Raw genomic sequence first — 21,820 nt, forward strand, 5'->3', positions numbered from 1 at the left:
AATATGAATCACTTCATAAACCTGACTTACTTTAGTGTGAGACTCTTGATACTTTCGCTATCTGATCCGAGGATCAGCTCGCTTTCATCAAGCGCCCACACTTATCGGCTGTTAATTTTTAAAGAGCACGTCTGCAAGAAACTCCGTGTTTCCCAGCAGCGCTGCGTTTTCAGCAGCAGAGAAGCGAGATTATCAACCGTTTTTTGAGACTCGTCAACAACTTTTTTAACTACTTCGTTGCGACGACTGCGGTTTAATTTCGCGTGCACTGGAATCGATAAAACCGACTTCAACAGCACCGCTTCCCTCTTCTTCCCCCGCGCCGCGTTTCCGTTAGCGCGAAAGAGGCGTGATTCTATGCATCTGCCCCAGTCTCCGCAACCCCTTTTGTGAAATATTTTTGACGTGCTATGGCGGGGGCCACCGAGCCTTCCCAGTGCTCATATATAAGACGACATGGCAGGCGCGGCCTCGGTCGCCCTTGAACAGCCCCCGCCGTATCGAACGCAACCTTCGGTCGATTATCGCCCCACCATCGCCCTCACCACCCCGTCCCGCCGAATCAGCCCGTGATACAGCGCCGCCGCAAAGTGCGCGAGGAACGTCAGGAAGAAGAGATACGCCAGCACGCGATGCGCAACCCGGAGCCACGCGAACGTCACCGGATCAGCCGACACCAGCGCCGGCAACTGCACGCCGTCGCCCAGCGTCACCGGATACCCGCCTGCCGACAGCATCGCCCAGCCGATCAGCGGCATCGCCACCATCAGCGCATACAGCACGAGATGCGACCCGTGCGCCGCCACCTTCTGCCACCACGGCAGATCGTCGGGCAACGCCGGCGGCTTCGACAGCATCCGCACCACGATCCGCACGCACACCAGCACCAGCACGGCCACACCCAGCGGCTTGTGAATCGCCACCAATATCTCGTGCCGCTCGGAAACCGACGCCACCATCCCCACCCCGATGAACAGCATCGCAAGGATCATCGCGGCCATCACCCAGTGCAGCACCCGCGCCGGCAAACTAAACGTCGTCGAAGCCTTCATCACCGTCCCTCCCCACTCACTCGCGCCACGCCTGCCACGCCGGCCTCTTCACTCGTGCGCCGCAGATACGAATCCGCATACGCGGCCGAGCGCGCCGCCAGCAACGGATCGCCCGACACCTGGATTCCCTGCGGCAGCACCGTCGGGTCGTAATTCACGTCGCGGCACGGGCCGCTGTCCTGCGCCTCCACGCGGTCGAGCACGAGCGTGCCCGCATCGATCGTCGGGCGCTGCGCGGGCCAGACCTTCGTCGCGTCGTCCACCGGGTCGCCGGGCTCCGCCAGCGTGACCAGCAGCTTCCACTTCTGCGGGCCGGCCGCGATACGCTGCGTCACGTCCTGTTGCAGCACGTTCGGATCCGCGGCCGTCGCGACGTCGCCGGCGCCTGCCGTCTGCTCGGGCACGACGCGCCACCGCACCGCCTGGCGCTTGCCGGCCGCATCGACGAAGTAGAACGCGTTCAACCCGTAATAGCTTTCGGTGACGTAGCTCGCGCTCGGCTTCGCACCCTTCACCCACTGCAGGAACGCGGCCGCCTCCGGATGCGCGCCGAAGAACGCCTTCACCTTCGCCGGATCGGGCTTGCCCGTTTTCGGATCGGGCCGGGTCGCGAGCGTCTGCTCGTAGAACGCCTGCGGCGTCGCCACCGGAAACACCGGCATCGCGTTCATCCCGGTCCGCCATTGCTGGCCGTCCGGCGCGGTGAGCTTCAGTGCGAGGCTGCGGATCGGCACGCTGCTGTCGGGCGCGTATGGGTTCCCGCCCGGCAACGCGAAGCGCCCGACCACCGGCGTGCGCACCGGCTTGAAGAACGGCGCGACCGAATACGCGCTCGCCGCGCCGTTGCCTTCGAAATAGCCGGTCACGCACACGCCCTTCGCGTGATTGCGCCGGTAGCCGGGATGGATGCCGCTGTTGGTCTGCAGCGCGTCGACGAGCCGGTGCGGGGTCAGACGCGCCGGCGCGAGCCACCCGCCGGCATACCCGAACGCCGCCGCCACGCCGGCCACCGCGCCGCCGATCACGGCCCAGCGCCACCACCCGCGCCCGGGCTCGCGCTGCGGCGAAGAAGAAGATTGCTTCATGAATGCACTCCCGATCGTCAGATCATTGTCGAACGCGTGTAGGACGCCGCCCGCGCCGCTTTATTCCACGGAAAGTTTTTTCGTATGCTGGAGGGAATAACCGATGCCGGCCGGCGTCTTACGCGGCATCTACGACCCTTTCGGCAACCGGCCCCGCCATGCCCTCCACCGCCCTCGACGACGAAGCATTGCGCGAACTCATCCCCAGGCTGCGACGTTTCGCGCTCTGGCTGGCGCGCGATGTCCACGCGGCCGACGATCTCGTCCAGTCGACGCTCGAGCGCGCGCTGTCGCGCTGGACGAGCCGGCGCGACGACGCGTCGCTGCGCAGCTGGCTCTTCACGATCCTGTACCGACAATTTCTCGACGGCAAACGCAGCGCGAAGCGCTACGCGTGGCTGCTCGGCCGCATCCACGACGACGACGAAGCGCACTGGCCGTCCGCCGAACGCGAATTCGCGGCGCGCGCGACGCTCGAAGCATTCGGCCGGCTCTCGGACGAACAGCGCAGCCTGCTGCTGCTCGTCGCGGTCGAAGGCTTCACCTATCAGGAAGTGGCCGACCTGCTCGAGGTGCCGATCGGCACCGTGATGTCGCGGCTGTCCCGCGCGCGCCAGGCGCTGCGCCAACTGAGCGACGGCGAACTTCCTGCTCCTTCCTTGCGGTTGATGAAAAAATGAACACGCCTCCGAACGAACATGACCTTCAGGCCTATGTCGACGGCCAGCTCGACGACGATGCGCGCGCCGCGGTCGAGCGCTATCTCGCGCTGCATCCGGCCCGCGCGGAACAGGTGAAGCAATGGCAGCAGGACGCGCAGCGGTTGCGGGCCGCGCTCGAGAGCGTGCGGATGCCGGCGGACAACCCCGCGCTGGATCCGGCCGCGATTCGTGGCCGGCGGGCCGAGCGCGCGCGCATGCGGTTCGCGATGGCGGCTTCGTTCGTGTTCTGCGTCGGGCTCGGAACGTTCGGCGGATGGCAGGCGCGCGGGTGGAACGCGGCGCCGCCGATCGCGCCGATGAGCGATGCGGTCAAGGCTTATCAGATGATGGTGGTCGATCGAACGGCCAAGGTCGATTACCGGCCGACCGGTGCGGGCGATTTGCAGGGATGGCTCACCAAAGGCGTGGGCGCATCGGCGAAGCTGCCGGATTTGAGCGCGGCGGGGTTCAGGCCGGTCGGTGGGCGGTTGTTCACGACGGATAGCGGCGCTACTGCTGCGATGGTGCTCTATGAGGATGATGCGGGACGGACGCTGAGCTTCTATCTCCGGCCGGCGGAATCGGGACATCGGCTGTTGCGGAACGGGCAACGCGCGGATGGCGCGTTGCTCGCGCGGTATGGGTCGGTGAACGGGCTCAATTATGCGGTAGTCGGGCCGGCCGGCAGCGTCGGGGAGAAGGCGATCGCGCAGGCGCTCGATCAGCAGACTTGATGCGGTAGGATGCGCGCCCGGGTGGCGGTTGGTGGTGGCCGTCAGCGGCTTTTGTGGGGCGGCCCGGCGGGCTTGAACGAGCTCATGCTCACCAGTCGAGCGCACAGCGTTTCGACTGACTTTCCCGGGCTGTTGTTCACATCGGAACCCCGGCGGCGCCCTCACCTTTGGAATCACAGGGTTTCGAGTCGCTGCGGAACGGGATATCCACATCGAGCACGGGTAAGCGATCTGGCTTCCAAGGCAGGCTACGACTCTGTCCATCCAGGTAGAGTCGCCACGGAGACCTGGCTGCCGGCAAGCATCTTGTTGGCTCGGCGCACAAACACCCGGTGCCAAACCCCGAGGAAAACCGCGATGGAGCCCATGGCATTGGGTATCAACGAAAGAACCTGAGCAAAACACCACCCGATGCCGCTGATCCGGCCGAACGAGCGCAAACCCGACAGCGCCGGATGGATACGAGACTCCCCTTCCAGGGACTTCACAACGTTGGAAATAATGAAGAAGTCCTCGATGAAGTTGTACGGCAAGAGGAACCAGACACTGTTGGGTTCGGCCACACGCGATCCCCGGCTGACCGATTTCAGGGTCGTCCTGAGGTCGCTCGCGTACGCATAGACCAGCGCCAGGAAAACCGCGATGACGACGATGCTTCCGATTGTCCCAAGCACCGCTATTTCGCCGAGAACGCCTCTGTCGTCGGAGGGATAGATGAGGGGATAGCACCGAATTCGCTTACCCTTGCCTGTTGAGCGCACAGAATTTCGAGTGTGTTGGCTGCTCGATATCCACAAGACATTCCATCACTACGGATCGCGCGAGGACGCTCCGCATCGCCTGCGCTATTCCGGAAAATCCCCGTCAGACAAGACGTTCGGGCTGATTCGCATGGTCGAATGCATGGTGCTCACCTGTCCGGAGCACAGCGATGCGACTGGTTGGGCGTGCGGGTTGTCCACATACGGGCTGTCGACAAGCGCACGAAACCGGATGTTCGTTTCGCATGCACCTCGTTCTCAGGGCTTGCTTTTCTCCGTCCAGTTGGGCCCAGCTTGTGATCCGCGCACGCGCTCACCTTTTGCCCGCACAGCGTTTCGCATCGTTTTGTACCGAGGTTATCCACATATGAAGGCCGACTACCTTCATCGCCTCCGAAGTCACTTGATCAGATAAACCCTGAGAATCTCGCCGGTTTCCGGAGAGACGACATACTTCATCGACGTCCCGACCGGACTCGCGTTGCCGAGCCCGCGCACGCCTGGAGGCATCTTCGCTGCGAACGTCACACCGATGACGGCGTCCTCGGGCTTCGGATCGTCCCTGGCTGCACTTTCGTCCTCGATGTAGATCTCGAAGTTACGCAGGTCCTGCCCGGTCTTCGCAAATTCCTCGTAGGCCGCCTTCAGGCCGAGCAGCGTCGCGGTATTGAGCCGGACGGAGCATCGATCGACCGCGCCGAAATTCAATTGGGTCATCGCCTTCCCCGAAGACGCCGCGCTTCTATCCTGCTTCCTGCCCGGCCATCAATTCCCTCAGGCATTCAACACACGTTGCCGTCAACCATCCGATCGCCGTCTCCATCGACCCGTCATCGTCGAACCGATAAACGCCTCCGCCTGCGTGCGTCCCGCCCAATTCAAGCGGCTTCGTCGCTTCGGATTCGAGCATGTAGCCCGGAAACTCGATCTCATCGCGCACCAGCGTCAACGGCACGACCCCGCGGCCGCCCTTCCAGTTGCCACGATCGTTGACGAGTTCGGACACAGCACGAGTCACGAGCTCGCCTCCGACACGTCCGTGATATGAACAATTCACCAGCGGCATCATTTCACCTTTGATTTCCAATCCCATGGCTGCGCTTCGCTCGACACCCGGACGATGCGCTCGCCATCGGACAGATCAATCGCACCGCGCGACACCATCGGAACCTCGTATGTCTTCACGTGACCGCTCACCAAGGATGACGGCAATTCTACAGAGCGGCTGGTCCGAGCATCGGTCAATGCTCTCCACAGTTTTCGACTTCGTTCATCCAATCGCTACACGAAGCGCACGGCGTGAGCGGAGCACAGTCGACGGACTGTGCTTATCCAAAGGTGTTAACAGGGTTCGTATATATACGTAGTGATAGTTAACAAACCCTGTGCCCCACAGTGGATAACGTCGGTAACGCACTGAATTTTCAACGCGAATCGAAATGCATAACCCTGGGTGCGCGACGTGAACAGCGTCCGGCAGCACAGAACAACTTTTCGTCGATTCACAGCCGCGCCGACATATCCTCAATCGTTCCACTGTGAATCCAGAGGCTTGCCGGACGGTTATCCAGAGGGCGATGTGGATAACACCACAGCACATCGACGCGTTTTGCTGTGCTGCGCAGATGTGAAGCCGACGTTCCACGCATCGCTGCACGACATCGATCGTCAGCACGCGGCGTGGCGCGTTTCAAGAAATTTTCACGAAGGGGCTTGTGCTCCCCCAAAACCCTCTCTATAATTCGCGGCTTCTTAGGCTCGTAGCTCAGTTGGTTAGAGCACCACCTTGACATGGTGGGGGTCGTTGGTTCGAATCCAATCGAGCCTACCAACGAACAAAATGAAGGGGTCCGGCAGCACAACTTGCCTACAGGCAACGCGGCTCGCCAAACATACAAACGCCACGCGGCAACCTCGCGTGGCGTTTTTCTTTGCGCCGACGGGTAGCATCCGGCCGCGCGCCAGCCTTCACGTTTCTCTCCGTATCCCGCGCTACACGTATTGACTGTCGAAACGGTTCGACACAATTGCGGCCGTATGCACAGGGCGCGGCACAGCACCAGCCGACGTGCGTTTCGTCCGCGCGCCCGCATCCACGCTACTCCGGCTTCTCTTACTCCATCGCCGTACGCCGCATAGACTCGGCCGACCGTCGACGCGTCCCGATACCCGAAAAGACCCGCCGCGGCATTCCCGGGAAAGCGCACACATCTTGCCGACGCAGTGAGCGGACCCGATACCAATAACGCGCACGCTGCGCCACCGAGGGCCAACACACACATGTCCGAGACAACCACACCCGTCAGCACCGACGAAATCGCCGCTTACGTTGGGAAAAAGGCCCGCTGGTATGAAACGAAATGGGCAATCGCCGCGACACGCAGGAGCAAGCATTCCTGGAACTGGGCAGCCTTTCTGGTGGGGCCGTTCTGGATGGCGTACCGCGGCATGTACTGGCATGCGCTGGCGCTATTCGGCATCGTATTCGGGCTCTCGCTGATCGAAATGCTGTTCTTCCCGAATTTCTTCGACTCGAGTCAGAGCAACGCAATCGGGATCGGGATTTCGGTGATGCTTGGCTTGCATGGCAACAGTTTCTATCAGGCGCATGTCCGCCGGGCGATCACGAGGCTGCGTCCCCATTCCGCACCCGGCGACTCCTTTCTTGCACTCCTGAGCGTGCAAGGCGGCACGAACTGGCTCGCGGTAATCGGCTTTGCCGTCGCGTTCGTATTTTTCTGTTACGCGACGTCGCTCATTCACGCCTTGGTGGCCGCATTCCGATGACGTCATCGGCTCGCGCCGGATCGAACGAGAAAGCGGGCAGGGTGGCCGCTTGAACCCGCACGCCACCCGCGCACGCTCAATGCAGATGCCTCAATTTATCAGGATTCCGCACGACATAGATCGCGACGATCTTGCCGTCGTCGATCTCGAGCGCGGTCGTCTGCAGCTCGCCGTCGGCTTCCAGTGTGACGAACCCGGGCAGCCCGTTGATGAACCCGGCCCGCACGAGCTTCGACGCATGCGTCTCGAACAACTCGGCCAGGTGCGCGTGCACCCGCATCACGCGTTCGAAGCCGAACACCGGCTTGCCGGCGGCCGCGCGCTTGCCGCCGCCGTCGGAATGCAGGCTCACATCCTCCGCAAGCATCGCGCCGAGCGCGCGCATGTCGCCGCTGCGCGACGCCGCGAAGAACGCTTCGGCCAGTTCGATCCCGCGCTGCTTCTCGACATGAAAACGCGGCCGCGCGTCGCGCACGTGCGTGCGGGCCCGCGCGGCGAGCTGCCGGCATGCGGCCGGATCGCGCCGGATCGTCGTGGCCACTTCATCGAATTCGACGCCGAACACGTCGTGCAGCAGGAACGCCGCGCGTTCGAGCGGCGACAGCCGTTCGAGTGCAAGCAGCAGCGGCAGCGTGACGTCGTCCTGTTCGTCTTCCTCGACGACCGGCTCGGGCAGCCACGGGCCGATATAGGTCTCGCGCTGATACCGCGCGGACTTCAACTGGTCGAGGCACATGCGCATCACCATGCGGCGCAGGAACGCTTCCGGCACGCGCACGTCGGTACGGTCGACGTCCATCCAGCGGATGAACGCCTCCTGCACCATGTCCTCGGCATCCGCGACGGAACCGAGCATCCGGTACGCGACGCGGATCAGCGTGCGACGCAGCGGATCGAAGCTCGCCGCCGCGTCGGCCCGTTCGTCGGCGCCGCCGCTGGCCGGGTCGAGGTTCGGCATCAAGCCACCATCTTCGCGGCGGCGGCCTTCGCGTCGGCCGGGTCGACCCACAGCCCGAAGCCGACGGCGAGCCGGTTCCAGCCGTTGATCACGTTGATCATCACCGTCAGTTTCACCTGTTCCTCCTCGCTGAAATGGTCGTTCAGCGCCGCATGGGCCGCTTCGTGCGCGGCGTGGCCGTCCGACAGCCGCGTGAGCGCGTCGGTCCAGCCGAGCGCCGCGCGTTCGCGGTCGGTGTAGCAGGGCGCTTCGCGCCACGCGGACAGCAGGTAGATGCGCTGCTCGGTCTCGCCTTGTTCGCGCGCCTCGACGGTGTGCATGTTAAGGCAGTTCGCGCATGCATTGATCTGCGACGCGCGGATCTTGACCAGCTCGATCAGCGTCGGCTCGAGGCTCCCGGCAGCGGCGACCGACACGGTCATCCATTGCTTCATCAACGCGGGGGCGGCGGCAAACGGATTGAGTTTCGCAGTCATGGTTCCTTCTCCTTTCGTGTGGGTTCCGCCGATATGACGAGCGAGCCCCCCGCGCGTGTGACATCGGCGTAAAAAATTTTTTGCGGCCGGAGAAGAAAGCGGCTGCCAGCGTAGGGCAGAGGCGTTGAGCGGGGCACGGAGAACAACGCGATATCGACTGACGAATCGTCCGCGGGACGCCGCGCCTCCGACCCACGCGCGTCATCGACCTTTCACGCACGCCGTGCGGCTGTCACCGGGCGTCAGCAGCATGCAGCGGCGGGCACGCGTATTGCCCCCGTCGCCGAACCCCACCACGACAGGGCATCGATGGTCCGCTGCACGGGCGATGCCGACACCACGCATGCTTTCATTTTTCTTTCGCCTTCGTTTCATCCGAAATCCGATTCGCGACGTTCACATTTCTGGACCATACTGTTCTGCACGGGCAGATGAAGTGACGCCGCATCCGCGGCCCGGCGCGCGCGCCGGCTGCCCGACGACGCAGCAGCAAATCGCACGTCAGCCGCGCGCATCCGCGCAAGGCTTTCCCTTTTCCGGCAACGCAACGCAGCGAATCGCGACGTGAACGGTAAACCGATGAGCCTTCTTGCATCCCAGCTTCAGCGCCGTTACCAGGACGTGCGCGCCCATAGCGTCGCGTTGACCGCGACGCTGTCCGCCGAAGACCAGGCCGTGCAGTCGATGCCCGACGCGAGTCCGACGAAATGGCATCTCGCGCATACGACCTGGTTCTTCGAAACCGTCGTGCTGATGCGCCGCGTGCCCGGCTACGCGCCGTTCGACGCCGCCTTCCAGTTCCTGTTCAATTCCTATTACGAAGCGCTCGGCCCGCGCCATCCGCGGCCGCAGCGCGGGCTGCTCACGCGTCCGTCGCTCGACGAGGTGCACGCGTACCGGCAGTACGTCGACGACGCGATGCTGCGCGCGCTGGCCAGCGCCGATGCGGCGCTACTCGACGCGATCGAACCCGAGCTCGTGCTCGGCCTGCATCACGAGCAGCAGCACCAGGAGTTGATCGTCACGGACATGCTGCACGCGTTCTCGTGCAATCCGTTGAAGCCGGCGTTCCGGCCGCGCAACGCGACGGACGGCGACGCGATGGCCGCGGGCGACGCCGGCGTGCTGCGCTGGCTGCCCCAGCCAGGCGGGCTCGTCGAGATCGGCCACGACGGCGACACGTTCTCGTTCGACAACGAACGGCCGCGTCACACGGCACTCGTACGGCCGTACGAGATCGCGAACCGCCTCGTGACGAACGCGGAATTCGCGGCGTTCATCGCCGACGGCGGCTATACGCGCCCCGAGTTCTGGCTGTCCGACGGCTGGGCGACGGTGCAGCGGGAAGGGTGGCAGGGGCCCGCGTACTGGATGCCGGACGACGACGATGCGGCCGCCACGCGCGTGCGGCGCACGTTCGGCCTGCACGGCGTCGAGCCGCTCGCGCCCGACGCGCCGGTATGCCACGTGAGCTTCTACGAAGCGGCCGCGTACGCGGAATGGGCCGGCGCACGGCTGCCGACCGAATTCGAGTGGGAAACCGCGTTCGCGGCCGACGGCATCCGGCAGATGCTCGGGCACGTCTGGCAGTGGACGCGTTCGTCGTACGAGCCGTATCCGGGCTTTCGGCCGCTCGCCGGGGTAGCTGCCGAATACAACGGCAAGTTCATGGTCGGCCAGCAGGTCCTGCGCGGCAGCAGCATCGCGACGCCGCCGGGGCACGAACGGCCGACGTACCGCAATTTCTTTCCGCCGGCGGCACGCTGGCAATTGACGGGGGTGCGACTTGCGCGAGACGTCTGATCTGACGGCCACGAGCGGTGGCCTGCAACCCGCCCGCGATTCGCGGCCGAGCGCGTTCGAGCGCGACCTGATCGACGGACTGTCGCGCACGCCGCGCAGCATCCCGCCGAAATACTTCTACGATGCGGCCGGCTCCGCGCTGTTCGACCGCATCTGCGAGTTGCCCGAGTACTACCCGACGCGCACCGAGCTCGGCATCCTGCGCGATCGCGCGGCCGAGATCGTGCGGCGCGTCGGCCCGCATGCGGACATCGTCGAATTCGGCGCGGGTTCGCTCGAGAAGATCCGCGTGCTGCTCGACGCGTTCGCGGGCAACTACGCGAACGCGCCGGCGCGCTACGTGCCGGTCGACATCTCGGCCGACTACCTGCACGGCGCGGCCGCGCGGCTGCGGGCGGCCTATCCGTGGCTCGACGTCGCGCCGCTCGCGGCCGACTACACGAAGGCCGAGCAACTGGCCGCGCTGACCGACACGCCGCGGCGGCGCATCGGCTTCTTTCCCGGTTCGACGATCGGCAACTTCTCGCCGGAAGAGGCCGACACGTTCCTGCGCGACGCGGCGCGGCTGCTGCGCGGCGGCGGCCTGCTGGTCGGCGTCGATCTCGTGAAGGACGAGCGCACGCTGCACCGCGCGTACAACGACGCGCAGGGCGCGACCGCGCAGTTCAACCTGAACCTGCTCGCGCGTGCGAATGCCGAGCTCGGCGCGGATTTCGACGTCGATGCGTTCTCGCATTGCGCGTTCTACGACCGCGAGCGGCAGCGCATCGAGATGCATCTCGTCAGCGACGTCGCGCAGACCGTGCACGTGCGCGGCCACGCGTTCCGCTTCGAGGCCGGCGGGCGCATCCACACGGAAAACTCGCACAAGTTCACGATCGACGGCTTTCGTGCGATCGCGCGCCGCGCCGGGTTCGAACCCGATACCGTGTGGACCGACGCGGACAACCTGTTCAGCGTGCACTGGCTGCGCAGCGTCGACGATATCCGCGCGTAACGCGCGCCGCCACGAACCGCTCGCGCCGCACGGTGAGGGCGGTTCGCTCGCCATGCACACCGGCGGGTTCGATCCGGTTGCCCGGTTTCGTGCCGAAAATCCCCTTTTTACCGGCCCGATGCATCGCCGCAACGGTGTGTGGAATACCGTCTCTTCCCTGTTCCACAAGGCTTTGCGGGCACCCGTAAACGTCCGTTACCTGTCTCGCATACCCGTTTCACCTGTGTCGGCGCACGGTGCCTAGACTTCGAACCGTAGTCACATGACGCACGACACGTGCAGGGAGTCGCGAAATGAGCAAGAAACTTATTCTCGGTGCAGTTCTCGGTGTAGCGGCGCTGGCAGCTTCGGGCGTCGCATCGGCCCACGTCGACCTGTCGGTCGGCATCGGTGTGCCCGCCTATGCGGCGCCGGCGCCCGTCTACGTGGCGCCGCCTCCGCCGGTGATGTACGCGCCGGTCGGCTATCGCGACGACTGGCGTGCGCGTCAATGGCGTGAACGCGAGTGGCGCCGCCGTGAATGGCGCGAACACGAGTGGCGCGAGCGCGCCTGGCGTGACGGTGGCGGCTGGCGCGGCCGTTGGGACTGAGCGCGGCGACCCGCTCGCGCGAACACGGATCACGACAACACGAGGAGAGTGATCGCATGAATTCCATCCGGCACATCGGACGGTATGCAACCGCCGCGGTCGTTGCGCTCGCAACGATCGGCAGCGCGCACGCGGCGGGCTGCATGAAGGGCGCGGTGGTCGGCGGTGTGGCTGGCCACTACGCGGGGCACCACGCGGTGGTCGGCGCGGTCGGCGGCTGTATCGTCGGTCATCACATGGCGAAGAAGCAGGCGCAAGAGCAGGCCGCGCAGCACAAGGCCGCCGCGCAGGGCATGCAGCCGGCGCAGTAAGCGACCTCGCCGCCGGCGCGATGCCGTGGCGTCGCGCCGGTGCTTCGTTCCCGCGTTCATGCACGCCCCGGATTGATCCGACGAATGCGTGCGCACGCATCGTTACGATCATTTACGACGTCGTGCGGCGCGCATCGTGCGTGGCGCGATCGATAAAGGCCCGGCCACGCCGACAAAAAAGGGCGACTCGTCGCCGCCCTTCGTCTCACCGCCTCGCGCCTGCCAGCGGCGCCGCAGGTTCGAACAGCGCGTCGACGTGCCTGACGCGCACGAAGCGCGCCGCGCCGTCGCCATCGGCCAGCGCACGGAAATGCGCTTCGCCGCACGCGAGCTTCGCGCGCTCGTGCTCGCTCGGCACGTGGCCGTCCGTATTCGGCGTATCGACGACGAAGTACAGCCGCTCGCCGCCATCCTGCTCCGCAAGTACGGCCCAGTCCGGGTGATAGCTGCCGAGCGGCGTCTGCACGCGGAACCACGCCGGCAGCTTCGCGTACAGCTTCACGCCGTCGTGCGCTTCGAGCGCATCGGCGAACGCGCGTTCGGCGTCCGTCTCGCACACGACCGCTTCGTGGATCGACTTGCGCGCGTCGAGCCGCAGATTGCGCAGATAGCCGGTCAGCGCCTCGCTCTCGAACGATTCGAGCGCATGCACGTGGCGCTCGCCGAGCTTGCGGTACGCGATGCCCGCGACGAGCGCGAGCCGCTTGCAGCGGTTGATCGCGTCGGCCGCCACCGCGATGAACTGCTGCGGATTCACGCGGAAATCGTCGAGCCGGCCGCTGTCGGCGAGGATCGTCGCGAGCGAACGGCGCGTGAGCTGCGTACGGTCCTGCAACTCGGTGAGCAGGTCGGGCAGCGGCAACTCGCCTTCGTCGAGCAGCACCGTGCCGGCGCCGGCCACCTCGATCGCCTCGATGCCGGCCTTGCCGATGTCGATCTCGGCCTTGCGCCACTGCAGCCGCGCCCGCGCGATGTCCGGCGCGTCGCGCAGCGCGGCCGTGCAGTCGCGCACCAGCTTCGCGTTGTCGAACTCGACGCGGTACACGGTGCGATGGCGGATGCGGTCCCACAGCGCGCGGAAATCCTCGCCGAACACGACGGCCTTGCCTGACGCGTCGCGCCGCAACGCGATCGCGCGGCGCTCGTCGGCGTTGCGCACCGCGAAGCGGCCCGACAGCTTGCGCAGCGTCGCGACGATCGGTGCGCGCAGCCGCTCGAACGCGTCCGGCAGCACGAGCGCGCTCTGGCGCAGCGCATCCTTCAGCCGGTCGAGCACCTTGCCCTGCGCGTCGACGTAGCCCTGCTCGTGCAGATGGTTCCACAGCACGCGCGACAGCTCGATGCCGAGCGCATGCGCGGGGCCGTCGTCTTCCTGCACCGGCAGCGCAGCGAACTGGTGTTCCTCGACGATCCCGAAGCGGATGCCCGTATCGGCCTCGATTTCCTTCTGCAGGTTCTCGGCGAACGACTCGTAGCGCTCGGTCGCGATCACGGTGAGCGTGTTCACGCCCGGGTCGCGCACGCGTTCGCCGTCCTGGTCGACGGCGAGACGCAGCCCGCGGCCGAGCGTCTGGCGGCGCTCGCGTTCGGTCTGGATGTCGCGCAGCGTGCAGATCTGGAACACGTTCGGGTTGTCCCAGCCTTCCTTCAGCGCCGAGTGCGAGAAGATGAACTTCAGCGGCGTGTCGAACGACAGCAGCGCCTCCTTCTCGCGCATGATCAGGCCGTACGCGCGCTCCGCGTTCTCGCGGGCCGCCGCGCTGCTTTCGCTCGTGTCGGTCCAGCCGCCCTTGCGGTCGATCGAGAAGTAGCCGTTGTGCGCGCGCTCGACCTCGAGCGCGACGTCGACGCCGTCGAACAGCGCACGGTAGGCCGGCACGCGCGCCGCGCGCGCATATTCCTCTTCGAAGATCAGCGCGTAGTCGCCCTTCACGGGCATCCCGTTCTCGTCGTAGCGGCGATAGCGCTCGACCGAATCGACGAAGAACAGCGACAGCACCTTCACGCCGCGTTCGGCCAGGCGCAGCTCCTTGTCGAGGTGCTCGCGGATCGTGCGGCGGATCATCTCGCGCTGCACGGCGAGCGTGTCGATGTCGCCGAATGCCTCGCCGAGCGACAGGAACGCCTCGCCTTCCGAATGGCGCAGCTCGACGTACTCGGCGCCTTTCACCGCGTGCACTTCGCCGATCCTCAAGCCCGCGTACAGCGCGCGCCTGGTCAGGCGTTCGAGATCGTCGCCGTCGGTGGCCGACACGATCTGGCGCTTCACGCCAGCCGCCGTCGCGACGTCGAGCTCGACGCGCGCGCTGATCGCGCCGCGCCGGTTCGACACGCCGACGAGCCGCACGTACGGCTTGTTGTGCGCGTCCTCGACGATCGCCGACGCGATCTCGATCTGCTTGACGAGCTTGCGCTCGTACGCGTCGACCGCATCGAGCCGGTACACCATGTGATGCCGGTCGACGTGCGTGGCCGAATAGCGCAGCGTGCAGAGCGGCGCCATCGCGGCGAGCGCCTCGCGGCCGCGCCCCTCGAGCCCGCCGTCGACGCTCTGCGGCTCGTCGACGATCACGATCGGCCGCGTCGCGCGGATCAGGTCGATCGGCTTCTCGCCGCCGGTCTTCTCGCTGTCCTTGTAGAGATTGTTGATCTCCTTCTTGTTGATCGCGGCGACCGTCATCACCATGATCTGGATCGCCGCGCTCGCCGCGAAGTGGCGCACCTGGCCGAGCTTCGCGGAGTCGTACAGGAAGTAGTCGTACGGCACGCCCGCGTACAGCGCGCGGAAGTGATCCTCGGTGATCGACAGCGTCTTGTGCACGCCTTCCTTGATCGCGATCGACGGCACGACGATCACGAACTTCGTGAAGCCGTAGCGGCGGTTCAGCTCGAAGATCGTGCGCAGGTACACGTAGGTCTTGCCGGTACCCGTCTCCATCTCGACGGTGAAGTCGCGCGAGCCGGGCAGGCCGGACGGCGGCAGCCCGCCGCGCAACTGCACGTCGGCGAGATTGCGCGCGAGCGCGTCGTCGGTCAGCGACAGCCGGTTGCCGACGCCTTGCTCCGACACCGCGAAGCCGAGCGAGCCCTGTGCGGCGGCCGTCGTGCCGGGCGCGGCGTTCGCGAGCACGCTGAAATCGCCGCGATACGACTCCTGGCCGCGAAACAGGTCGCAGACGGCGTCGATCGCCTCGCGCTGGTAGTCGAGATCCGCTTCGAAATGCAGCCGCATCACAGGCTCCGCACGCGCTTCACGCCGTGCTGTTCGAGCAGCGCGGCGAGATTGAGCTTCGCGACGTCGTCGACGAAACCGTTGTCGCGGAACAGACACGTGACGTCGCGCGACGCGCCGCTCGCATCGAGCAGGTCGACGATGCCGTCGGCGAGCGGGCCCGCATCGTCGCGCGACAGGCGCGCATCGAAGCACGCGACGATCTCGCGGCCGATCAGGTGCACCGCCTTGCCGGCCACCTGGTGGTGCTCGACCGGCGTGCACAGGTCGAGCCCAAGCTTGAGCGTCAGCTCGGCGAGCAGGTCGTCCTCGGTGCGGCCCGTCTTCACGTGTTCGACGGATGCGAACAACGCATGGTCGAAGTCGTCGCGGCGCGGGTCCCACTCGATCACGTTGGTCGTGTCGAGCCGGTACACGCGAAAGCCGAGGTCGCCATAGCTTTCCGGATAGTCGCGCGCGACCTGCTGCGCGGCGCGGCGCAGGCGCTCCTTCGTCACTTCGGCGAGCGTCAGCGGCTTCTTCAGCTTCGCGCAGAAATCGGCGGCCGCGGTCTGCGTCTTGTCGCGGCGATCGAGCGCCTCGGGCAGCTGCACGAGGACGTAGCGGCGCGCGCCGCCGTCGGTCGCGTTCACCTGCATCACCGCGTGGCCCGTCGAGCCGGAGCCGGCGAAGCAGTCGAGTACGATGTCGTCGCCGCGCGTGCACCAGCCGATCACGGCGGCCGCGAAGTCGACCGGCTTCGGCAGGTCGAACGGGATGCCGAGCGCCTTCAGCAGCGCGTCGTCGGAGCCGGCGAACGGCAGTACCGACGGCACGTTCTCGTACATGTTCTCGTCGAGGTAGTAGATCCGCTGCGGCTGCGTGGTTTCATCCGGGCCGAATTCGATCTGGCCGCGCTCGATCAGCGCCTGCATCGTCGCGGGCGGGTTGCGCCAGCCGCGCGCCGGCATCGCGCACGGCTTGCCGGTGACCGGGTGGATCAGCGGCGTGAAGTATTCTTCCGGCGCCTTTTTCTTGTTCGGCCACGCCATCGACACGAGACGGTACACGCGGCCTTCCGCCGACAGCCGGTCGTACATCGCCTCGCCGCCGGACAGGTTGGTCTGCGCCTTCATCCACGCGCGGTACGCCTTCTGCGCGTCCTTCGGGTTGCCGCTGCGGTACACGGCGTCGTGCGCGGCGTCGAGCATGCGCTGCGCGTTGCGCTTCGGGCGCTTGAGCGGCGCGCGTTCGAGCAGCGTCTCGGCGTTGCGCGCGAACAGCACCAGCGATTCGTGCTGGTACGCGATGCCGCGCGCGTCGCCCTTCGGGTTGCGCTTGTCCCACACGGCCACGCCGAGCTCGTTTTCCTCGCCGAAGATCTCGCGCAGCATCAGCACCAGCGCATGCACTTCGTGCTCGTCGATGTGCACGGCGATCAGCCCTTCGTCGGACAGCAGCGCGTGCGCGAGCTTCAGGCGCGGATACATCATGTTCAGCCAGTCGGTGTGGAACCGGCCGTTCGCCTCGGTGTTGGTGCTGCGCTTCACGCCGGCTTCGGTCTGGCCGGTCATCGCCAGGTAGTGGCGGATGCTGTCGCTGAAGTCGTCCGGATAGACGAAATCGTTGCCGGTGTTGTACGGCGGGTCGATGTAGACGAGCTTCACCTTGCCCGCGTAGCTCTTGTGCAGCAGCTTCATCACGTCGAGGTTGTCGCCCTCGATCACGAGGTGGCGCGTGTCGTCCCACGCGACGCTGTCGTCGGGGCACGGCCGCAGCGTGCCCGTCGACGGCGTGAGCGCGGCCTGGCGCGCGGCGCGCTTGCCGTGCCAGTGAAAACCGTAGCGCTCGTCGGCGTCGCCGAGCGTGCGTTCGCCGACCAGCGCCTTCAGCACGTCGACGTCGACCGACGCGCCGTGCGGGCCTTCGGTCACGAGTTCGGGGAACAGCGCCTTCAGGCGCGCGACGTTGTCGGCGGTGAAATCCGTCGACATCGCCTGCGGGCTGGCCGCATCGAGTTTGTGCATCGTCTTTTCCATCGGAGCCCGGCCGTGCGCGCCAGGACGTCGGGCGCGCTCACGGCACCGGCGGCAAGGGCCGCCCGGGGCAAACCCGAAACGCTAGCGAGTCGGTCGGCCGAGGTCAAGCGCCGATGTGAGCCGAACGTGCGGGCATCGGCCGCGATTGCCCGCCGGACGGGCCGGAAGCGCGGTCGGGCCGGTTGCGGCACGGGGCGGTCGGGCGGCGGGCATTCGACGGCGCCGCGGAAAGGACGAAAAAAGGGGCACGGTCGACGCCGAACGCGCGCGTGCCGCAGGGAGACTCACGGCGGGAGGGGATGAGTCCCGCCCGAGTGACGCGAACGAGCATCGACGTGGGTCGACAGGGCGCCTTACCGCCACCCGATCAGCACCCGCCCCATCGCATCGACCCCCATGTCGAACAGGTGCGACACGAACGGCACGAGGTTCGGCACCATCAGTTGCACGAGCAGCAACCCGACGATCAGCGTGACGGGAAAGCCGATCTGGTACATGCCGATCTGCGGCGCCGCGCGGTTCAGGATGCCGAGCGCGAGGTTCGCGATCAGCAGCGCCACGACCACCGGCAGCGAAAGCAGCAGCCCCATCTCGAACACGGTCGCGCCGAACGCGGCAAGCGTGCGCCAGCCCGGCGCGTGGAGCAGGTCGGCCGACACCGGCAGCGACTGGAACGACGCGGCGAGCGCGGCGAATACCTGCAGGTGGCCGTCCACGGCAAGGAACGCGAGCATCGCGACCGCATTCAGGAACCGGCCCATCGCGGGCGTCGCGCCGTTCGAGTGCGGATCGAAGAAGGTCGCGAAGCCGAGCCCCATCGACAGCCCGATGAAGTCGCCGGCCGCTTCGACGGCCGCGAACACGAGCTGCATCGTGAAACCCATCGCGACGCCGATCAGGAACTGCGTGACGACGATCCAGATGCCCTGCGCGGAGAACACGGTGACGTCCGGCATCGCGCCGAGCGTCGGCGCGACGACGAGCGCCATGAACGCGGCGACGCCGATCTTCACGCGCACCGGCACGGCCGCGTGGCCGACCATCGGCGCCGTCGCGACGAGTGCGAGCATCCGCACGAACGGCCACAGGAAAGCCGTCAGCCAGCCGTTGAGCTGCGCGTAGGTAACCGAGAACATCGCGGGAAAAGGGGGGCGGACGTGCGGCTCAGCCGGCGCCGAGCGTCGCGACGTGCAGCAGCGTCTGCCGCAGGTAGTCGAGCATCGTCGTCAGCATCCACGGGCCGGCGATCACGAGCGTCGCGGCCACCGCGAGCAGCTTCGGGATGAACGACAGCGTCGCTTCGTTGATCTGCGTCGCGGCCTGGAACAGGCTCACGACGAGGCCGACCGCGAGCGCGACCAGCAGCAGCGGGGCCGCGAGCAGCAGGCCGACCATCATCGCCTGGTGCGCCAGCGTCATCACTTGTTCGGGCGTCATCGCGCGTGTTCCTCCGCTTACGTGAAGCTCTGCGCGAGCGAGCCGATCAGCAACTGCCAGCCGTCGACCAGCACGAACAGCATCAGCTTGAACGGCAGCGATACGGTGGACGGCGACACCATCATCATCCCCATCGACATCAGCACGCTCGCGACGACCATGTCGATGATCAGGAACGGGATGAACACCGTGAAGCCGATCTGGAAGCCGGTTTTCAGCTCGCTCGTGACGAACGCGGGCACCAGCAGCGACAGCGGCACGTCCTCGGGGCCCTGCATCGGCGCGGCCTTCGAGATCTTCGCGAACAGCGCGAGATCGGTCTCGCGGGTCTGCTTCAGCATGAAGGTCTTGAACGGCGCGACGCCGCGCTGCACGGCCTGCTCCATCGGCATCGAGCCGTCGGAGAACGGCTTGTAGCCGTCGTTGTACGCGCGGTCGAGCACCGGCGACATCACGAAGAAGGTGAGGAACATCGCGAGGCCGACGAGCACCTGGTTCGGCGGCGTCGTCGCGGTGCCGAGCGCCTGGCGCAGCAGCGACAGCACGATGATGATCCGCGTGAAGCTCGTCATCATCAGCAGCATCGCCGGCAGGAACGACAGCATCGTGAGCAGCAGCATCGTCTGCACGCTCAGCGAATAGGTGGTGCCGCCGTGCGGGCCCGGGCTCGCGTTGAACGCGGGCAGGCCGTTCGCCTGCGCATACGCGAGCGCAGGGGCGAGACAGAGGATCAGCACGGGCGCGACGCGCGCGGCGCGCCGCAGGAAGGCGTGTTTCATCGGAATGCGAAGTCGGAAAGAGGGCGCGGCGCCATGTCAGCGGTCCTTGCCGCGCCCGAGGCGTTTCGCGGCTTCGCCCGCGAGCGCGTCGCGAAACCGTGAGCCGAACGTGCCGGGCAGGCCGGCGCTGGGCGAAGCGCCGCCGGCGGACGCGTCGGACGCGGCCGGGCCCGCGACTGCGGCCACCGAACCGGCCGGCAGCGTATGCAGCAGGCGCACGTTGCCCGGCGCGACGCCGAGCACGAGCCAGGTGTCGCCGATCTCGACGATCGTCGCGCTTTCCTTCGCGCCGAGCCCGACGCTCGATACGACCTTCAGCGGGCCGCCGCGCCGCGCGGGCTGGAAGCCGAAGCGGCGCGCGAGCCATGCGCACGCGAACACGAGGCCGATCACGACCGCGAGCCCGACGAGCGTCTGCAGCACCGCGCCGATGCCGAGCGACGGCACGGCCGAACCGACCGTCACGCTCGACGCGATCGAACCGGCGTGGTTCACCGCGTTCATGTCGGCGGCGCCGGCCGGCGCGCACGCGAGCGACGCGGCGACGGCAAGCACCGCCGCCATCGCGCGGCACCCGCGCCGGCCTGGCTTCACGACGTTCATCGATTCAGCTTCCGGATGCGTTCGGCCGGCGTGATGATGTCGGTCAGGCGAATACCGAACTTGTCGTTGACGACCACGACTTCGCCCTGCGCGATCAGGCAGCCGTTCACGAGCACGTCCATCGGCTCGCCGGCCATGCCGTCGAGCTCGACGACCGACCCCTGCGCAAGCTGCAGCAAGTTGCGGATCGCGATCTTCGTGCGGCCGAGTTCCACGGTCATCTTGACCGGGATGTCGAGGATCATCTCGATGTCGTTGTGCGTCGAGCTCGCCGCGGCCTTCGACAGCGGCTGGAACACGCCGGCGCCCGTCGCCCCGGCCGGCACCGGCTGCTGGTTCTGCTCGGCGAGCGCGGCCGCCCAGTCGTCGAGGCCCTGCTCTTCGTCGGCCGCGGCCGGCGCCTTCGCGTCGGCGGCCGATGCCGCGGCGGCCGATGCCGCGAGGGCCGCATCGGCCATCGCCTGCATGTCGTCGTCGGGCGTCTGGTTCAGCTCACTCATATCCACCTTCCTTCATCGAATCGCTCGCGCCGATCATCTTCTGCACGCGCAACGCATATTGACCATTGAAAATTCCGTAGCCGCATTCCATCACCGGCACGCCGTCGACCTTCGCGGTGATCGTGTCCTCGATCTCGAGCGGCAGCACGTCGCCCGCGCGCAGGTTCAGGATCTTCTCGAACGTCGCCGAGATCTCGGCGAGATTCGCGGTCAGCTCGACCTCGGCGGCCTGCACCTGCTGCGACAGCACGCGCACCCAGCGGCGGTCGACTTCGAGCGCCTCGCCCTGGATCGGCGAGCTGAGCACGTCGCGGATCGGTTCGACCATCGAGTACGGCATGCAGATGTGCAGCGTGCCGCCCGTCGGCCCGAACTCGATCGAGAACTGCGTGACGATCACGATCTCGTTCGGCGTCGCGACGTTCGCGAACTGCGTGTGCATCTCCGAGCGCACGAATTCGAACTGCAGCGGCCGCACGCTCTTCCACGCGGTCGTGTAGTGCTCGAACACGAGGTTCAGCAGCTTGCCGATGATCCGCTGCTCGGTGGCCGTGAAATCGCGGCCTTCGACACGCGTGTGAAAGCGCCCGTCGCCGCCGAACAGGTTGTCGACGACGAAGAACACGAGGTTCGGGTCGAACACGAACAGCGACGTGCCGCGCAGCGGCTTCACGTGCACCAGGTTCAGGTTCGTCGGGATCGGCAGGTTGCGGGTGAATTCGCTGTACTTCTGCACCTTCACCTGGCTGACGGAGATTTCCGCCGTGCGTCGCATGAAGTTGAAGATGCCGATCCGCAACAGGCGCGCGAAGCGGTCGTTGATGATCTCGAGGCCGGGCATCCGGCCGCGGACGATTCGCTCCTGCGTCGCGATGTTGTAGGGACGGACGCCCGACGTGTCGCGCTGCTCGTCGACCGCATCGGTTTCGCCCGTGACGCCCTTGAGGAGGGCATCGACCTCCTCCTGGGACATGAACTCCTGGTGACCCATACGCG

The 21,820-nt window shown here is 66.3% G+C and carries 23 protein-coding genes and 1 tRNA gene; 9 read left to right on the forward strand and 15 right to left on the reverse strand.

Features of this window, described 5'->3' with window-relative positions:
• Positions 1 to 521 precede the first annotated feature (521 nt).
• Together CFB35_RS00005 and CFB35_RS00010 are read right to left on the reverse strand one after the other, a co-directional pair.
• Positions 522 to 1,052 carry a cytochrome b gene (locus CFB35_RS00005; protein WP_179231706.1) on the reverse strand — a complete coding sequence of 177 codons (531 nt, stop codon included), beginning with the start codon at positions 1,050 to 1,052 and terminating at the stop codon, positions 522 to 524.
• The gene (locus tag CFB35_RS00010) at positions 1,052 to 2,137 is read right to left on the reverse strand and encodes a catalase family peroxidase (protein ID WP_059580348.1); all 1,086 of its coding nucleotides are present in this window, start codon (positions 2,135 to 2,137) and stop codon (positions 1,052 to 1,054) included. The genes CFB35_RS00005 and CFB35_RS00010 overlap by 1 nt, the downstream gene beginning before the upstream one ends.
• Before the next feature lie 158 nt (positions 2,138 to 2,295).
• On the opposite strand from CFB35_RS00010, the gene CFB35_RS00015 reads away from it, so the two are divergent.
• Together CFB35_RS00015 and CFB35_RS00020 are read left to right on the forward strand one after the other, a co-directional pair.
• On the forward strand, positions 2,296 to 2,817 hold the full coding sequence (locus CFB35_RS00015) for a sigma-70 family RNA polymerase sigma factor (RefSeq protein ID WP_059580351.1): 522 nt from the start codon (positions 2,296 to 2,298) through the stop codon (positions 2,815 to 2,817).
• On the forward strand, positions 2,814 to 3,572 hold the full coding sequence (locus CFB35_RS00020) for an anti-sigma factor (protein ID WP_089464401.1): 759 nt from the start codon (positions 2,814 to 2,816) through the stop codon (positions 3,570 to 3,572). The genes CFB35_RS00015 and CFB35_RS00020 overlap by 4 nt, the downstream gene beginning before the upstream one ends.
• Positions 3,573 to 3,820: 248 nt before the next feature.
• Here CFB35_RS00020 and CFB35_RS00025 read toward each other — a convergent pair whose 3' ends face one another.
• The 3 genes from CFB35_RS00025 to CFB35_RS00035 all read right to left on the reverse strand — a co-directional run bounded on the left by CFB35_RS00025 (position 3,821) and on the right by CFB35_RS00035 (position 5,426).
• Positions 3,821 to 4,246, reverse strand: coding sequence for a hypothetical protein (locus CFB35_RS00025; protein ID WP_226094360.1), 426 nt, complete (start codon positions 4,244 to 4,246; stop codon positions 3,821 to 3,823).
• A 486-nt stretch (positions 4,247 to 4,732) separates the two neighbouring features.
• Complete coding sequence (locus CFB35_RS00030) at positions 4,733 to 5,050, reverse strand: hypothetical protein (RefSeq protein WP_089464402.1); 318 nt, start codon at positions 5,048 to 5,050, stop codon at positions 4,733 to 4,735.
• A 25-nt stretch (positions 5,051 to 5,075) separates the two neighbouring features.
• Positions 5,076 to 5,426, reverse strand: coding sequence for a hypothetical protein (locus CFB35_RS00035; protein ID WP_256939961.1), 351 nt, complete (start codon positions 5,424 to 5,426; stop codon positions 5,076 to 5,078).
• A gap of 661 nt (positions 5,427 to 6,087) precedes the next feature.
• Between CFB35_RS00035 and CFB35_RS00040 the strand changes: the two genes are divergently transcribed.
• Positions 6,088 to 6,164, forward strand: a tRNA-Val gene (locus CFB35_RS00040).
• 449 nt (positions 6,165 to 6,613) lie between these two features.
• Positions 6,614 to 7,120, forward strand: a complete 507-nt coding sequence (locus tag CFB35_RS00045) for a DUF2628 domain-containing protein (RefSeq protein ID WP_059580361.1) — start codon at positions 6,614 to 6,616, stop codon at positions 7,118 to 7,120.
• Between the two features lie 76 nt (positions 7,121 to 7,196).
• Here the strand turns inward: CFB35_RS00045 and CFB35_RS00050 are convergent, their stop codons facing one another.
• Together CFB35_RS00050 and CFB35_RS00055 are read right to left on the reverse strand one after the other, a co-directional pair.
• Positions 7,197 to 8,078 carry a sigma-70 family RNA polymerase sigma factor gene (locus CFB35_RS00050; RefSeq protein WP_089464403.1) on the reverse strand — a complete coding sequence of 294 codons (882 nt, stop codon included), beginning with the start codon at positions 8,076 to 8,078 and terminating at the stop codon, positions 7,197 to 7,199.
• The gene (locus CFB35_RS00055; RefSeq protein WP_089464404.1) at positions 8,078 to 8,554 is read right to left on the reverse strand and encodes a carboxymuconolactone decarboxylase family protein; all 477 of its coding nucleotides are present in this window, start codon (positions 8,552 to 8,554) and stop codon (positions 8,078 to 8,080) included. Before CFB35_RS00055 ends, CFB35_RS00050 begins: the two co-directional genes overlap by 1 nt.
• A gap of 343 nt (positions 8,555 to 8,897) precedes the next feature.
• Here CFB35_RS00055 and CFB35_RS34865 point away from each other — a divergent pair, with 343 nt between their 5' ends.
• From CFB35_RS34865 to CFB35_RS00075, 5 genes are all read left to right on the forward strand, one after another.
• A complete protein-coding gene (locus CFB35_RS34865) occupies positions 8,898 to 9,122 on the forward strand; it encodes a hypothetical protein (protein WP_155720415.1) in 225 nt (74 codons plus the stop codon).
• Between the two features lie 11 nt (positions 9,123 to 9,133).
• A complete protein-coding gene (gene egtB / locus CFB35_RS00060; RefSeq protein ID WP_089464405.1) occupies positions 9,134 to 10,357 on the forward strand; it encodes an ergothioneine biosynthesis protein EgtB in 1,224 nt (407 codons plus the stop codon).
• The gene (gene egtD / locus CFB35_RS00065; protein ID WP_089464406.1) at positions 10,341 to 11,354 is read left to right on the forward strand and encodes an L-histidine N(alpha)-methyltransferase; all 1,014 of its coding nucleotides are present in this window, start codon (positions 10,341 to 10,343) and stop codon (positions 11,352 to 11,354) included. The genes egtB and egtD overlap by 17 nt, the downstream gene beginning before the upstream one ends.
• 293 nt (positions 11,355 to 11,647) lie before the next feature.
• On the forward strand, positions 11,648 to 11,944 hold the full coding sequence (locus CFB35_RS00070; protein ID WP_060008881.1) for a hypothetical protein: 297 nt from the start codon (positions 11,648 to 11,650) through the stop codon (positions 11,942 to 11,944).
• Positions 11,945 to 12,000: 56 nt separating this feature from the next.
• Positions 12,001 to 12,255 (forward strand): hypothetical protein, encoded by a 255-nt coding sequence (locus CFB35_RS00075; protein WP_059580380.1) that lies wholly within the window; start codon positions 12,001 to 12,003, stop codon positions 12,253 to 12,255.
• A gap of 205 nt (positions 12,256 to 12,460) precedes the next feature.
• On the opposite strand, the gene CFB35_RS00080 is transcribed toward CFB35_RS00075, so the two are convergent.
• The 8 genes from CFB35_RS00080 to fliM all read right to left on the reverse strand — a co-directional run bounded on the left by CFB35_RS00080 (position 12,461) and on the right by fliM (position 21,815).
• Positions 12,461 to 15,487 (reverse strand): type III restriction-modification system endonuclease, encoded by a 3,027-nt coding sequence (locus CFB35_RS00080; RefSeq protein ID WP_089464407.1) that lies wholly within the window; start codon positions 15,485 to 15,487, stop codon positions 12,461 to 12,463.
• Positions 15,487 to 17,505: a site-specific DNA-methyltransferase gene (locus CFB35_RS00085; protein WP_089464408.1), complete on the reverse strand. Its 2,019-nt coding sequence runs from the start codon at positions 17,503 to 17,505 to the stop codon at positions 15,487 to 15,489. The genes CFB35_RS00080 and CFB35_RS00085 overlap by 1 nt, the downstream gene beginning before the upstream one ends.
• Positions 17,506 to 17,858: 353 nt before the next feature.
• The gene (gene fliR / locus CFB35_RS00090) at positions 17,859 to 18,641 is read right to left on the reverse strand and encodes a flagellar biosynthetic protein FliR (RefSeq protein ID WP_060008873.1); all 783 of its coding nucleotides are present in this window, start codon (positions 18,639 to 18,641) and stop codon (positions 17,859 to 17,861) included.
• A gap of 28 nt (positions 18,642 to 18,669) precedes the next feature.
• Entirely contained in the window at positions 18,670 to 18,942 is a 273-nt protein-coding gene (fliQ, locus tag CFB35_RS00095) for a flagellar biosynthesis protein FliQ (RefSeq protein ID WP_006401718.1), read from the reverse strand.
• Between the two features lie 17 nt (positions 18,943 to 18,959).
• Positions 18,960 to 19,721, reverse strand: a complete 762-nt coding sequence (gene fliP, locus CFB35_RS00100) for a flagellar type III secretion system pore protein FliP (protein WP_059580391.1) — start codon at positions 19,719 to 19,721, stop codon at positions 18,960 to 18,962.
• A 36-nt stretch (positions 19,722 to 19,757) separates the two neighbouring features.
• Positions 19,758 to 20,324, reverse strand: coding sequence for a flagellar biosynthetic protein FliO (gene fliO, locus CFB35_RS00105; protein WP_060008870.1), 567 nt, complete (start codon positions 20,322 to 20,324; stop codon positions 19,758 to 19,760).
• Positions 20,321 to 20,824 (reverse strand): flagellar motor switch protein FliN, encoded by a 504-nt coding sequence (gene fliN, locus CFB35_RS00110; protein ID WP_059580396.1) that lies wholly within the window; start codon positions 20,822 to 20,824, stop codon positions 20,321 to 20,323. Before fliN ends, fliO begins: the two co-directional genes overlap by 4 nt.
• Positions 20,817 to 21,815, reverse strand: coding sequence for a flagellar motor switch protein FliM (gene fliM / locus CFB35_RS00115; RefSeq protein WP_059580399.1), 999 nt, complete (start codon positions 21,813 to 21,815; stop codon positions 20,817 to 20,819). The genes fliN and fliM overlap by 8 nt, the downstream gene beginning before the upstream one ends.
• Positions 21,816 to 21,820 lie beyond the last annotated feature (5 nt).

The sequence above is a fragment of the Burkholderia sp. AU16482 genome, assembly GCF_002223285.1.
In the GTDB taxonomy this organism is placed as follows: domain Bacteria; phylum Pseudomonadota; class Gammaproteobacteria; order Burkholderiales; family Burkholderiaceae; genus Burkholderia; species Burkholderia semiarida.